Raw genomic sequence first — 15,121 nt, 5'->3', positions numbered from 1 at the left:
TTCTCAAAATATAATTACTTTTGATATACTAATACAGATCGCATGAAAATAAAGCTTCTCTTTCTCTTTACCCTAATAGCTTTGCCAACTCAGGCTCAACAGTATAACATAAAACAGTTAGGCTTAGAACAGGGTCTTTCTTGTAATTATGTTGTAAGCGTCACTCAAGATAAAAGAGGTTTTTTATGGTTTGCCACCGAATCAGGGTTAAACAGATTTGATGGTAATAAGTTCAAGGTTTACAAAAAAAATGGGACATCAGAATCAAACAATATTAGCGGAAATGAACTGAATAAAGTATATGCTGACAAATATGAAGATAAAATATGGATCGCAACCCAGCGGGAAGGATTAAATATGTTTGATTGCAAAACTGAAACATTCAAACACTACAAACACACAACGGAAAGTAAAACAGGCATTATAACGAACGACATAACTGACATTACCTCCTCTAAAGATGGCAATTTATGGCTTTCTACATACCATAGAGGGGTGGATTATTTTGATAAGAAAACCGAAACATTTACACATTACAATCGTACCACCATTCCAAATATGGTTAGTAACAATGTATGGTCTGTAATGGAGGACAATAAAGGATTTGTATATATAGGGCATGTGTCATCCGGTTTGAGTATCTTGTCTCTAAAGGATAAGAAAATAAAGAATTTCAGGCATGATGCCAACAATAAAGAAAGCTTGCCTGGAGATGAAGTAAAAACAATATATGTAGATAAGAATGACAATATATGGATAGGAACAAACAATGGTTTGGCTCTTTTCAACAGTGATAAAGAATCATTTACGACATTCAGACATAACCCTCAAAACAAACAATCGCTCATATCCAATTATATATATACAATAAATCAGGTAAGCGATGGTAAACTATGGGTTGGTACAGAAAAAGGAGGAATAAGTGTTCTGGATTTGAAACAGAATATGTTTCTTACCCCTCAAAGTATTCCCTTTGAGAATATCTCATACGATGATGGTTACAGGGGGCTTTCTAATCCTACAATACGCAGTATATACCAAGATTCTTTCAACAATATGTGGATTGGCACATATGGAGGTGGAATTAACTTTATCAGTCATCACCCCACAGACTTTAATACATGGATCTATTCTCCTATACCCGGATTAAAAAACACATTGAATAACCCTACAGCATGGGGCATATGTGTAGACAAATATGATCGCATCTGGGTGGGTACGGATGGTGGAGGCATCAATCTTTTTGCAAATGGAGAAAGGGTACAGATATTTGATAAAAAAACAAATAGAATTACTGATGACGCCATATTGGCGGCAATTAAAGATTCTGAAGATAATCTATGGTTTGGGACATTCAACGGTGGAGTAAACATTTATGATCAAAAAAGAAACGACATACAAAAATGCCTGATAGACGACAAGAGCAGAGATATAAGGTGTTTCTTTGAGGATAAGGAGAAAAATATGTGGATCGGGTGCAATAACGGTTTATACAAATATAATATTATAACAAAACAAGGCCAACTCTATTCTACCGACAATTCCGATTTATCGGATAATCTTGTTCGTGCTATATCAAAAGATGACAAAGACCAGATATGGATTGGTTTTTTCGGTGAGGGTCTTGCTGTCTTTGACAAGAATCTCAAAATTATAAAAACATTCAAAACAGACAAAGGGTTCCCTTCCAACACCGTAGACAATATATACAAAGATAACAGAGGGCAAATGTGGGTTGCCACTGGAGAAGGCTTAGTATGCTTTACCTCCCCCGGAAAAACTGATGAATATATTGTCCTCAATACACAGAATGGAATTACAAACAGCCACATCAGAGCTATAACAGAAGACAAGCAAGGAAATATATGGTTTAGCACCAATAGAGGCATAAACAGATTTATTCCATCTCTAAATAAAGTTTATAATTACAATCATTATAATGGAATCCCTTTGGGTGACTTTATGAGTGGGTCTGTCACAAAAGATTCTAAAGGTACAATCTACTTCGGGTCTCAAAATGGACTATGCTACTTCAATCCTGAATCAATTCCAACAACAATAGAGCTACCTGAGACTATTATCACCGGATTCAGAATTTATGGAAACCAAACAAATACATTTGAAAATGAGATCTATAAACCCATAACATCCATTATCGAATTAAAATACAACCAAAACACATTTAATGTGTCATTCAATGTCCTTGATTATTCACTCAATCATTTAGTAGACTATGCATACATGTTAAAGGGCTTAGAAGATTTATGGTATAACACACAGGATGAAAATGCAATTACTTTCCGGAATGTTCCTCCCGGAACATACGAGTTGCAGATAAAATCGAGAGTAAAAAATCAGGAATGGTCAGACTCTATAACATCATTAAAAATTATCGTAAATCCGCCGATATGGCTTACTTGGTGGGCAAAGACCCTGTATATACTGACTGTATTAGGCATTGTTTTTCTTATACTTCGCTTTTATAAACGAAAGCTGGATTTGGAAAATACTCTCACTTTAGAAAAGAAGAACCATATACAGGAACAAGAATTGAATAATGAGAGACTTCGGTTCTTTACGAATATAACTCACGAGCTACGCACTCCCTTAACGCTGATACTTGGCCCATTAGAAGATTTACAAGCAGATACAAATCTACATGAAAAACATGCGTCTAAAATATCGGTCATATACAGAAGCGCAACACGCCTGTTGAACCTCATCAATCAGATATTGGAATTCAGAAAAACTGAGACACAAAACAAGAAACTTTGTGTATACAAAAGTGATATATCCCAATTAGTTCAAGAAATAGGATTAAGATACAGAGAACTCAACACCAACAAGCGCATTTCTGTTAATACTATAATAGATACTCAAAATATTAATCTATATTTTGACCCCGATGCAGTAATTACAATCCTAGAGAATCTATTATCCAATGCATTCAAATACACACAAAAAGGAAATATAACACTCACCCTAAGAGATGTAACTGAAAACAATATAAATTATACGGAAATAGAAGTAAGCGATACAGGAAAGGGTATTCCTACAGAATCGATATCCAAAATATTCGACAGATACTATCAGGCTGAGAGAGATCAACAACTATCAGGAACGGGTATCGGATTAGCTCTTGTACAAAATCTGGTATCAATACATCAAGGAAGCATATCAGTAGAGAGCAAGCCAGGAGAAGGTTCTATATTTCGTTTCAGAATATTGTCTGACAATACTTATCCCCACGCGTTACATATCAATGCTACTAACAATGATATTATTGAAAACGGCATTGAAGCCAAAGACACTGAAAATTCGGACTCCAAACAAATCATACTCATTATAGAAGATAATGAAGATATCAGGGACTACATTTACAGCTCCTTATCGGAACAATACAAAGTATACACGGCTAATAATGGAAAACAAGGACTAAAAGCAGCTTATAAACACATTCCTGACATTATTATAAGTGATATCATGATGCCTGAAATGGATGGTTTTGAATTAAGCAAGATTTTAAAAGAAGATGTAAGAACCAGCCATATTCCTATTGTACTTCTTACAGCTAAAGATTCAATACAAGACCGTACCGAAGGTTATAACATCGGTGTCGAATCTTATATCACCAAACCTTTCAGTGCCACACTATTGCAAAGCCGTATTGTAAATTTACTGGAAGCCAGAAAGAAAATTGCCGAACTGATAAACAATAATACGACAAATAAAAACGTCATTATAACGGAATCTTTAAGTAAAATAGATAACGAATTTATCGAAAAAGTAACCACGATTATCGAAGACAACTTGGATTCAGATAAAGTGGATGTGACTTTTATTGCAGACAAAATGAATATGAGCCATTCTACACTTTACCGAAAAATTAAAGCTCTTTCTGGCATATCTGCAAATGAATTTATAAGAAAAGTAAGAATACGCAACGCAGAACAATTACTTTTAACTGGTAAATATACAATATCTGAAATATCCTACATGGTAGGAATAAACAGTATCACGTATTTCAGGCAGTGTTTTAAAGAAGAGTTTGGTATGGTACCATCAGAATATATAAAGCAAATAATGAATAAGAAATGACTAAATGGTGAAATGACGAGTTTACTAATCAAACTTGCATGAAACAAGCCCCTCCATATTCTGACACATAGTCTATTTTTGTCATTAAATAAATGCAAATTATTATATCATGAAAATTACTACGCTATTTCTGACTACGATACTATCCATAACTTCCATTTCTATAATGGGACAGGTTTCTTTCGGTCAGTCCGAAAAAATTAATTCTTCTTGGAAGTTCTATCTATCGGATATCCCTGAAGCGAAGTCGAAAGCTTATGACGACTCGAAGTGGAAGTCAGTAGAGATTCCACATGACTGGAGTGTAAAAGAACAACTAAGCCCAACTTTGGCCAGTGCAACAGGTTATCTACCCGGAGGCATAGGATGGTACAGAAAAACAATAAATATCCCAAAAGAAAAGCAAGACGAAAAAACATATATTTATTTCGAAGGTGTGTATAACTATAGTGAAGTGTTCATTAATGGGCATCTGTTAGGAAAGCGCCCGAATGGTTATATCTCTTTTATGTATGACATTACTCCGTATATCGAATATGGAAAAGATAATACAATAGCTGTTCGTGTAGATCATAGCCAATCGGCAGACTCCAGATGGTATACAGGCTCCGGTATCTACCGTGATGTATGGCTCATTTATGCAAATCCGATACATATAGCTCAATGGGGTGTATATGCATATCCCGAAATGGATAAGAGTACAGGAATACTAAATATCGAAGTAGAACTAGAAAACAACACAACAGACAAATCCAATTTGACTATAGTTAATGAACTTGTTAGCCCTGATAATAAAGTAATCGCAAAAAACACTCAGAAATTATCAGTTGCAGGAAATCAGAATGGAAAAATTACGACAAATCTGAAAGTAAAGAATCCCGCATTATGGAATCTAAATAATCCGAATCTATATAGCCTCAAAACATCTGTAATTAAAGACGGAAAAGAAATAGATGCAACAATAACCAAGACTGGGTTCAGATCATTCACTTTCGATCCGAATAAAGGATTTGCTTTGAATGGCAAATGGATGAAAGTAAAAGGTGTATGCATCCATCATGATGCTGGGGTATTAGGTTCTGCTGTGCCTCATGATGTATGGAAACGTAGGTTACTAACCCTTAAAGAGATTGGAGTGAATGCTATCCGCACCAGCCATAATCCACAAGCTCCGGACTTATACAGCTTATGCGATGAACTGGGATTATTAGTTCTCAACGAAGCGTACGATGAGTGGGAGTATCCTAAACGAAAATGGCTCGAAGGCTGGAATGTAGGTACTCCGGGATTTCAGGGCAACTATTCTTTCTTTGAAGAATGGGGAGAGAAAGACCTTGCCGATTTGGTTCGCCGAGACAGAAATCACCTCTCTATATTTGCATGGAGCATCGGAAATGAAGTAGACTATCCGAACGACCCATACTCTCACCCTATATTGGATGGAGGAAAAAACACAGGTTTTACTCAGGCTACATTTGGCGGATATAAAAAAGATGCACCCGATGCAATGCGTTTGGGAGATATAGCAAAACGTCTAGTTGGCGTTGTTAAGAAATACGACGAATCACGACCTACAACAGCAGGCTTAGCCGGTGTTGCCATGTCAAATGAAACAGCATATCCGGGAGCATTGGATATTGCGGGATATAATTATACCGAAAATAGATATGAGCTTGATCATAAGAAATATCCTAATCGTGTTATATTTGGCAGTGAAAATCGTCATGAACTTGGAGCATGGAAAGCCGTAAAAGACAATGAATATATATTCGGTCAGTTTCTTTGGACAGGGATAGACTATCTGGGAGAATCGGGCAGATGGCCTTCCAGAGGATTCTATTCGGGACTATTAGACTTCGGAGGCTTCATCAAGCCGAGAGGCTATTTCCGTCAATCGCTCTGGTCTGACAAGCCGATGGCCTATTTGGGAACCTATCCTACTCCTGGCAGAGGTAGCAAAAGCCAAGTAAAGGATGTTTGGTCACAACTGGATGCAGAAAACGAAGGGAGTAACTATGAAGAAAAAATACCATCTATGGATGCATGGTCTATCTGGAATTACCAAGAAGGGCAGTCCATACGGGTAGTATGTTATACAAACACAGAAAAAGCCCGATTGCTGCTAGACGGAAAAGAAGTAGGACAAGTAAAAGATTATGATGACAATACAGGGATTATCTTTTGGGATATTCCTTATCATGATGGAAAGCTTGAAGTGATGGGAATGGATAAAAACGGGAATGAAACAGCTCGCTATGCAATACAGTCTTCAAGACAACCATATGCATTGGACATACAAGCAGCAGATAGAGAAATCAGTAAAGATGGCTTGGCACAGATTGTAATACAAGTAGTAGACGAGAATGGTACACCTGTTATGCTGTCCGATAATGAAATAACTTGCCAAATACAAGGCCCGGCTAAATTACTAGGATTGGAAGCAAGCAACAATGAAGATATGTCTGACTATACAGATAACAGGCATCGCACTTATCATGGTCGCATACTGGCTTATATACAGCCTACAGGCAAACAAGGTGAAGTAAAAGTAACATTCACATCTCCTTGGCTAAAGCCGGTGGAAGCGATTATAAATATAAAATAAAGACTCTTTTCTATATCGTAAAAGCGGCGAGAATAAAATCTCGCCGCTTTTTTATACTTAAAACGATATCTTTGTGCATTATTGCAGGCCGCTATAGCTTGTTGGTGATGCAGGTGTGGATAAATGGCAAACACCTGGTAGAGAATAATCATCGTATTCATTTCTAAAAGATAAAGCTTTCGACCTGTGGCTCATGCAAACTATAAATTTCATTTTTATCGCGTCATTTTTGATGTAAAATTCATATGAATAAATTCAATGAATCGCTGTAATTGTCCTTATTGGATAGTTTTCTTTCTAATTCTCTTACCAATCGACCTACAATAGTTCTGATTTTAAACTGGTTGCACGAGTTTCCTCCTTTATCTTTGGTATGATTGCTAAAACGAACATCAACATAAAGCTTTTTTAATGTTCGAGTGTACAGTATATTTATTTGATATTGTTTTACTAGGTTACTTTCCGATACAGAACTTACTAAAAATATTACCCAATATCTCATCAGTAGAAATTTGACCCGTAATTTCGCCCAGATAATACATGCATTCACGAATATCCTGTGAGAGAAAATCTCCCGATATTTTTAGGTCTAACCCTTCTGAAACACGCTTTATAGCAACCAATGCATTTTGGAGAGCCTCATAGTGACGAACATTCGTAACAATAATATCCTGCTCACTAATTTCAGGGATATTTGCCGTTTTTACCAATAAGTCTTCCAACAGATTAGTTCCTTGCTCATATTTAGCCGAGATGAAAACCCGTTCAGGAATTTTATCCAATAGAAGCTTTTCTTTTTCCGCTTTTCTTTCTGCTGAAATAATATCAACCTTATTGAATATAAGAATCAACTTCCTATCACCAACTACAGGCAGTATTTTTTGAGACAACTCCTCAATATGCTCATTTATAGTTTCGCAATCGGCTACCCACAAAACAATATTCGCCTGTTCTATCTTCTTAAATGTACGCTCAATGCCAAGGCTTTCTATCTCGTCATGAGTATCCCGTATTCCTGCAGTATCAATGAGTCTGAAAGTCAGTCCTTGTATATTAATCGTGTCCTCAATAACATCCCTCGTTGTACCATGAATATCGGATACAATTGCTTTTTCTTCATGCAAAAGGAGGTTGAGTAAGGTAGACTTCCCGGCATTTGTTTCGCCTATAATTGCAACCGGAATACCGGATTTAACTGCGTTTCCTATGCTAAAAGAATCGGCCAGCTTTTTTATATGTGATTCTATCTGGTGTGCTGCTTCTTTGAGGTGGTCTCTATTTGCAAATTCAACATCTTCTTCGGAAAAGTCTAATTCGAGCTCTATCAAAGAAGTAAAATTCAACAGTTCAGTACGAAGCTCAATCAGTTTATTACTAAAACCTCCACGCATCTGATTCATTGCCAAGCGATGTGTAGCGGCTGAAGATGATGCGATTAAGTCTGCCACCGATTCAGCCTGAGACAAATCCATCTTTCCATTTAAGAAAGCGCGTTGGGTAAACTCCCCCGGTTGAGCCAAAGACGCTCCTTTTGATATAAGAAGCTGTAATATATTTTGTTGAATATAAATAGAACCATGACAGGATATCTCTATTATATCTTCACCGGTAAACGAATGCGGATTTCGGAATACACTCACCAGTACGTCATCTAAAACAACGTTCTCTTTGATGATAGATCCGAAATGAACTGTATATGCTTTTGCTTCTGCAAGTTTTTTCGCCTTAAAGGATTTAAAAACAGCGTCAACTAATTCTATACATCCATTTCCCGACAGACGTATAATGGCTATCCCTCCTATACCTGCAGGTGTAGATATAGCTGCTATTATATTGTTTTCTTTCATAATCAATTCTTAATACGAATCAGCAATATGTTAAGTCCTAAAAAGTGACAAAGGTGACAAAAGTGACATGTTTTTACATTCTTTTTACTGTCACCTTTCTGCTTGCAATGCTCGGTATTCAGTATCACCTTAAATAGATAAAATTATACAGATCAAATAACTATTGCAAATTAATAAAACAAAGATATTAAATTGTTGGTTGGTTCTGAAATTATCCGACTTTCAAGAACATAATAAATTGATTATGAAATATAGCTTCCTCAGTTTTTCGGGGTTTCCTCGTAATTCTTTACTTCATAGAAATATATATTCTCACCCATCTCATTATGCTCCAGGTTTTCTCCCACTACTCTTATTATCCGATATGGTTTTTCGGATTTTTCTTTGGGTAACTCTGTCTGGATAATATAAGCACCCATGCTGGGATTATCTTTCCCTACATATTCCTGCACACGCTGTACAGAGTTGACTGCAACCTCCTTATCATCAATAAATACCTTCACTCTGAAAAATTCAGTTTTAACTGATACATCCATTTCTTTTTCTGCCTTAGCTTTATTTAGCTGCAATTCTTTGGAGTATGTAAGTACTTTTCCCACACTCATAGGTCGTGTGTATATAAAGAGGCCATTATATCCTCCCTCGACTTTGAATGCGTTTGTGCCATAAAGCTCCAGACGGTGATAACGTGGATTTATCGTCAGATCTCGATCTGCTATTACATTCCATGCCCAAAACTCAAGACGCTTGTCGTCGTCCGCCACTGCATCTCTTCGAGGATACTCTTTGGGACGAAGTGCATAAAAAGACTTATATTTCCCTTTCTTTACATTCTCCAGAGAGTAATAGCCGTCTTTATCTGAATACGTTTGATAAACAGGCGAAAAATCCGAATAATTAAGCCCTATCCAGCAACTGTCGATAGGATTTCCGTCGAAATCTGTAACCCGTCCTGATATTGTTACAAATTCTTGAGAATAAATGTTGCTGATACCTACTACGAATAAAATTAACAGAAATAGCCGAGTCCTTTTCATATTATATATTTAATGGTTTACATCTTTTATAATAAGACTATTCTAAGAAGGACATGGTTACATGAAAAGTAAATAAAAAAAGCTGATATAAAATCAGCTCTCTTATATATTTATTACCCTTAATAAGAGCGGTTGTTTTTTCCTTCTATATAATTCAAGAAAGCGGTGTTTACCATTCTGTTTCCACCCGGAGTCGGATAATTTCCTGAAAAATACCAGTCTCCCTTGTGATTAGGTGTCGCTTTATGAAGGTTTTCAATACTTTGGAAAACAATTTCTATTTCGCCCTTTGTTCCTTTTGGTGTTAGCATTTCAGCCATCTTTTTCGAAATATCTTCGTCTGTAAAAGGAGCATAAATTTCTTTCACATAGTTTACTATTTCCTCTTTTGGCTTATCCTTCTGAGCCAAAGATTTACGATACACTTCATCTATCACCGATTGCATTCCTCTTTCTTTCAGCAATTCGATGGCAGCCCTGAATGCAGCAAATTCATTCATTCTCGACATATCGATACCATAACAGTCAGGATAACGTATCTGAGGAGAAGAAGATACGATAACAATTTTCTTCGGATGAATCCGATCGAGGATCTTTATTATACTTTGTTTCAGCGTAGTACCTCTCACTATACTATCATCAATAACAACCAGGTTATCTTCGTACGGCTTTACCGAATCATAAGTAACATCATACACGTGTGCAGCCAAATCGTCGCGGCTCTTATCTTGTGCAATAAAGGTTCTTAGCTTTATATCTTTTATCACAACTTTTTCGGTACGAACCCGCATAGATAGAATTTTTTGCAATTCCTCTTCAGTGATAGATGCCCCTTTTTCTTTTATCTTTCTAAGTTTAACATCATTCATATGTTTATTGAATGCATCGGTCATCCCGAAGAAAGCAACTTCTGCCGTATTGGGAATAAAAGAAAATACGGTATGTTGAATATCCGAATCTATGGCTTTCAGAATTTGAGGCAAAAGAAGTTTCCCCAATTTCTTGCGTTCGTTATATATGTCAGAATCAGATCCTCGAGAAAAGTAAATGCGTTCAAATGAGCACGGAGAAACATTTCTAGGCTCTTGTATCTGAGAAAACATAACTGTACCATCTTTCTTTACGATAATGGCCTGTCCCGGGTTTAACTCTTTTATATCGGCAACATCAAGTCCTAGAGCTGTCTGGATAACAGGTCTTTCTGATGCAACAATAACAATTTCGTCGTCATTGTAATAGAAAGCCGGACGAATACCCGAAGGATCTCTGTAAACAAATCCATCGCCACATCCGATAAGCCCTCCTATAGTATAACCTCCATCCCATTTCTCACTTGCCTTGTTGAGCATAAAATGGATATCAAGATTTTTCTCTATCAGTGTGTTCAGCTCCTCTCCTTTTGCACCAGTACTCTTGTTGTGTTTATCAAACTGATATTGAACTTCTCTGTCTAGATAATGACCAACCGATTCGAGAAGTACAAATGTATCTGTATAGTCGCGAGGATGTTGACCTTGTGCCAACAACTCAGCAAACAATTCATCTACATTTGTCATATTGAAATTGCCGGCTAAAGCCAAGTTTCTTGACCGCCAGTTGTTACGACGCATAAATGGATGGACGTATGATATTCCGCTTTTTCCGGTAGTGCTATAACGCAAATGCCCTAAAAACAATTCTCCGGCAAAGGGAAGATATTTACTGGCATACTCAGCATCATTGAGTTTATCTTCCGATATTTTTTCATAGTTCTGATAAACGTTTGTGAAAATCTCTGAGATGGCACTTGATCCCACTGCTCTTTCTCTGAATATAAATTCATTACCGGGAGGTGACTCTAACTTTACAACAGCCAAGCCTGCGCCCTCTTGACCTCGATTGTGTTGTTTTTCCATTAGCAGATAGAGTTTATTCAACCCATATTGCCATGTACCATATTTTTGTTGGTAATATTCGAGCGGTTTTAATAAGCGTATCATGACGATACCGCATTCATGCTTTAATGGCTCTGTCATAAAAAGATCTCCTTTGTTGGAATTGTGAGAATAATTTTTTTTGAGGCTACAAAGATAGCACGATTTTTCCTCTCGTCCTAGAAATATATTTATTTTAAACCTTCGAGGTTTTTATCTAAAATTTTTATTTTGTTCTACCTTCTCAATCTAACTCTTTTTGTGATTTTCTCATTATGATAACTCCAGGCCAAACTCATCTTTCAACCTTCGCAAACTTTCGTTTTCTTCCATCATCAGATTAAACTTCTCGGCAGGCGTGAAAGCCAATTTTTTCTCATTATTTTCACTTATCCTAACCTCCATCCTCAGATGAGTATTACGAAGTTGTGCTCGCAGCCTTGACAATATATCCATCTGATATTCAAGAAGACGTTGTTCCTGAACAGGATTATTTACAATCACCTCAAACACCGTATTGGCGACAAGATTAGGGAGGCAATTGAGCATTGTATTTCTCAGATGGAGCTCTTCGGTCAAATTCTCAGCATACGCCTTCCATTCGTTGATAAGTTGGAGTGGAGTAAATCTGTCGTTAAGGACTTCTATTGTTATATCAGCTTTTGTCGTTTCCTCATCTTTTTTCTTTCCGAACGCTGAGATAGAAACACCAAAACCTCCGGCATTCGGTGTTGTTTTAGCAGGCTCTACACTGACAGTCGGCTCTTTGGCTGCGACAGAAGGTGTTACCCTTTGCTGAACGGGAGGTTGCTGAGCAGGCTGCGGACTCTGCGCCGTCGGCCTCTGATTTGTAGTCGGTGCAGCCGCTTGTACAGGTTGTTCCTGCTTGGAGAAGATCGGATCAATTACCTGCTTTTTTTTTTGATCTTCAATTCCTGCTTGAGGTGAAGATAATTGGCAAAGCCTAATTATTGTCAAGTCGGAGAGTAATCGCTTATTTCGGCTATATTTATAATTGAGGTCACTTTCGTTGACCAACTCAATGGCTTTATACAAAAATTCGTTGGTGCACTTCTTCGCTGTTTCTATGTAGCGATCTCTGATGGAAGCCCCTACTTCAAACAGTTCTGCGGTCTTTGCATCTTTGCAAAGCAATAAATCCCTAAAGTGCGAGGCAATACCTGTTATCACATTATTACCATCAAAACCTTTACTAAGGATCTCATTCAGGATCAACAAACCCTCTACCACATTATTAGTTAAAATAGAATCTGTCAATCGGAAATAATATTCATAATCCAGAACATTCAGATTCTCGATAACAGCTTTGTACGTTACATTACCCCCTGTAAAACTTACTACCTGATCGAAGATAGACAAGGCATCACGCATTCCTCCGTCTGCCTTCTGAGCCAAAACGTTCAAGGCTTCGGGCTCGGTCTGTACATGCTCCTGATCGGCCACATACTGAAGGTGCTCTACTGTATCTTTGATTGTAATACGGCTGAAATCGTATATCTGGCAACGAGAAAGTATTGTTGGAAGTATTTTATGCTTTTCGGTTGTAGCCAAGATAAAAATAGCATGGTGAGGCGGTTCTTCCAATGTTTTCAGAAAGGCGTTGAATGCAGCTTGTGAAAGCATGTGCACCTCATCTATTATATATACCTTGTATTTTCCTATCTGCGGAGGGATACGCACTTGCTCGATCAAAGATCGTATATCATCTACCGAGTTGTTAGACGCAGCATCCAATTCGTGTATATTGAAAGACCGCTGCTCGTTAAAGGCAACACACGATTCGCACCGATTACAAGTTTCGCCATCGGGAGTTGGAGACAGGCAATTTATGGTTTTCGCAAAAATACGGGCACATGTTGTTTTACCAACACCTCTAGGTCCACAAAAAAGATATGCATGAGCCAGCTTACCCGACATTATTGCATTCTTTAGTGTAGTGGTTAATGCCCTTTGCCCCACAACTGAGTTGAAAGTCATAGGACGGTATTTCCTTGCCGAAACTATATAATTATCCATTCTTGATTTTTCTTCTTTGGTATCACAAAGCTATGAAAAAAAATGGAAAGATAAAATGTAAAAGAAAGCAAGAGAGTGACCTTTTTAGCATCTAAAATGTTATATTAATATCAACGTTTTTAAAACTATCATCTATTATGGAAAAGAATGAAACACTATTGAAAATCAAAGTGATTCCTAATGCACCGCTATTGGTGGAAGGAACTGTAGAACTAATTTTAGCAGACGGAACCTCAGTTATCAAAGACAAACCACACCTTTGCCGTTGTGGCGGATCGCAAAACAAACCGTATTGTGACGGTACACATGCTAAAATTGGCTTTAAAGGCTAATTTATAGGAATTTATTTACGGGATAAGAGCATCTAAATTAAAATATTAGTTTAAATGCCCTTATTTTTTTATGATTAAGTGTTGGATGAAACACATTTTATTATATCTTTGTACCCGCTAACGCAAATTAGCCGCGGATGTGGCGTAATTGGTAGCCGCGCCAGACTTAGGATCTGGTGCCGAGAGGCGTGGGGGTTCGAGTCCCTTCATCCGCACTAGGCCGAAAGGCAAAACAAAGCAAATCCTTGAAAATCAATTGGTTTTCAAGGATTTTTTTATTCCCTGAATTTTACGAGAACAGCAAAATAGTGCATTTTTGAGCATTATTCCATAGCCAATTCGTAGCCAAGAATTATTTTTCAGTTCTGGCTACGAATTGGCTACGAGAATGACTTCAATTCATTGTTATACAACATTTTGCATAGAGTTAGTTTTTTGTTAAAAAAGTAATTTTACAACGACAAAAATCAATTTTATGGAAACAATTATGGCTAAAAAAAGAAACACGTTCAATGTAGTCTGTTTAATCAGAAAAAACAGGGTGATGAAAAACGGGCAGGTCCCTCTATTTATGCGTATTACTGTAAACAGTAATGTAGTCGATATTCCAATTGCCGGTAGTGTAAATCCTTCCCAGTGGAGCCAGGCACAAGGAAAAACAAGAGGCAATAGTAGGGAGGCACAAGAATTGAATTATAATATTCAATCCGTAAAATCCCGGATTCATCAAATCTTTTGTGACCTTGGGCTGGCTGGTAAGCCTATCACTGCACAGATTATAAAAGATATTTATTTAGGAAACCACAAAGACGAAGAAGAAGATGGTAAGACCTTAGTTGAGGTGCACTCCGAACATAATGAGAGATGCAGACAATTATTAAATATCGAATATTCACAATCAACTATTTATAAGTTTAATACTTCCCTGAAATATCTGAAAGAATTTATCATGATTATGAAAAAGATAACAGAATCAGATGCCAGAGTCTCGTACTTCTTTAACACCATAGATCGTATAACCCTGCTGCTCGAAGATTTACGAGCCAACCAGAAGCCTTTATTGAACGGCCAGCGTTTTATTACAGATGAAGATCGTTTTTCTATATCGTGCATCAATGCTGCAGCCCAAAGGATTTCTTTATCCTGTTCGTCTAAATTCTGAAAGGATGATAATTTTAGTAGCTCATTTAATACCATCTGAGTATGAATGACCACATTTCCTTCGGCATGATGGAGCTTGTGTTGTTCCACA

General features: G+C 37.2%; 7 protein-coding genes, 1 tRNA gene and 2 pseudogenes. 5 read left to right on the top strand and 5 right to left on the bottom strand.

What is annotated here, in order from left to right; genetic code table 11:
• Window positions 1-42: 42 nt before the first annotated feature.
• Together QOX35_RS02225 and QOX35_RS02220 are read left to right on the top strand one after the other, a co-directional pair.
• On the top strand, window positions 43-4,098 hold the full coding sequence (locus tag QOX35_RS02225) for a hybrid sensor histidine kinase/response regulator transcription factor (protein ID WP_283685608.1): 4,056 nt from the start codon (window positions 43-45) through the stop codon (window positions 4,096-4,098).
• Window positions 4,099-4,207: 109 nt separating this feature from the next.
• Window positions 4,208-6,703, top strand: coding sequence for a glycoside hydrolase family 2 TIM barrel-domain containing protein (locus QOX35_RS02220; protein ID WP_502846752.1), 2,496 nt, complete (start codon window positions 4,208-4,210; stop codon window positions 6,701-6,703).
• A gap of 455 nt (window positions 6,704-7,158) precedes the next feature.
• On the opposite strand, the gene mnmE is transcribed toward QOX35_RS02220, so the two are convergent.
• The 5 genes and pseudogenes from mnmE to QOX35_RS02200 all read right to left on the bottom strand — a co-directional run bounded on the left by mnmE (window position 7,159) and on the right by QOX35_RS02200 (window position 13,537).
• The gene (gene mnmE, locus QOX35_RS02215) at window positions 7,159-8,550 is read right to left on the bottom strand and encodes a tRNA uridine-5-carboxymethylaminomethyl(34) synthesis GTPase MnmE (protein WP_283685607.1); all 1,392 of its coding nucleotides are present in this window, start codon (window positions 8,548-8,550) and stop codon (window positions 7,159-7,161) included.
• A 260-nt stretch (window positions 8,551-8,810) separates the two neighbouring features.
• Complete coding sequence (locus QOX35_RS02210; protein WP_283685606.1) at window positions 8,811-9,587, bottom strand: carboxypeptidase-like regulatory domain-containing protein; 777 nt, start codon at window positions 9,585-9,587, stop codon at window positions 8,811-8,813.
• A gap of 119 nt (window positions 9,588-9,706) precedes the next feature.
• Window positions 9,707-10,405: pseudogene (locus tag QOX35_RS16455) on the bottom strand (amidophosphoribosyltransferase); the annotation flags it as partial.
• A 71-nt stretch (window positions 10,406-10,476) separates the two neighbouring features.
• Window positions 10,477-11,602, bottom strand: a pseudogene (locus QOX35_RS16450) (amidophosphoribosyltransferase); the annotation flags it as partial.
• A gap of 171 nt (window positions 11,603-11,773) precedes the next feature.
• On the bottom strand, window positions 11,774-13,537 hold the full coding sequence (locus QOX35_RS02200) for a DNA polymerase III subunit gamma/tau (RefSeq protein WP_283685604.1): 1,764 nt from the start codon (window positions 13,535-13,537) through the stop codon (window positions 11,774-11,776).
• A 137-nt stretch (window positions 13,538-13,674) separates the two neighbouring features.
• On the opposite strand from QOX35_RS02200, the gene QOX35_RS02195 reads away from it, so the two are divergent.
• From QOX35_RS02195 to QOX35_RS02185, 3 genes are all read left to right on the top strand, one after another.
• Entirely contained in the window at window positions 13,675-13,869 is a 195-nt protein-coding gene (locus QOX35_RS02195; RefSeq protein WP_135106486.1) for a CDGSH iron-sulfur domain-containing protein, read from the top strand.
• A 133-nt stretch (window positions 13,870-14,002) separates the two neighbouring features.
• Window positions 14,003-14,084 (top strand) — tRNA-Leu (locus tag QOX35_RS02190).
• A gap of 260 nt (window positions 14,085-14,344) precedes the next feature.
• A complete protein-coding gene (locus tag QOX35_RS02185; RefSeq protein ID WP_283685603.1) occupies window positions 14,345-15,031 on the top strand; it encodes an Arm DNA-binding domain-containing protein in 687 nt (228 codons plus the stop codon).
• The last annotated feature ends 90 nt before the right edge of the window (window positions 15,032-15,121 follow it).

Source organism: Dysgonomonas sp. Marseille-Q5470, from assembly GCF_951230145.1.
GTDB lineage: Bacteria > Bacteroidota > Bacteroidia > Bacteroidales > Dysgonomonadaceae > Dysgonomonas.
The sequence above is the reverse complement of the archived record's forward strand: the minus strand, read 5'-3'. Positions and strand labels throughout refer to the sequence as shown.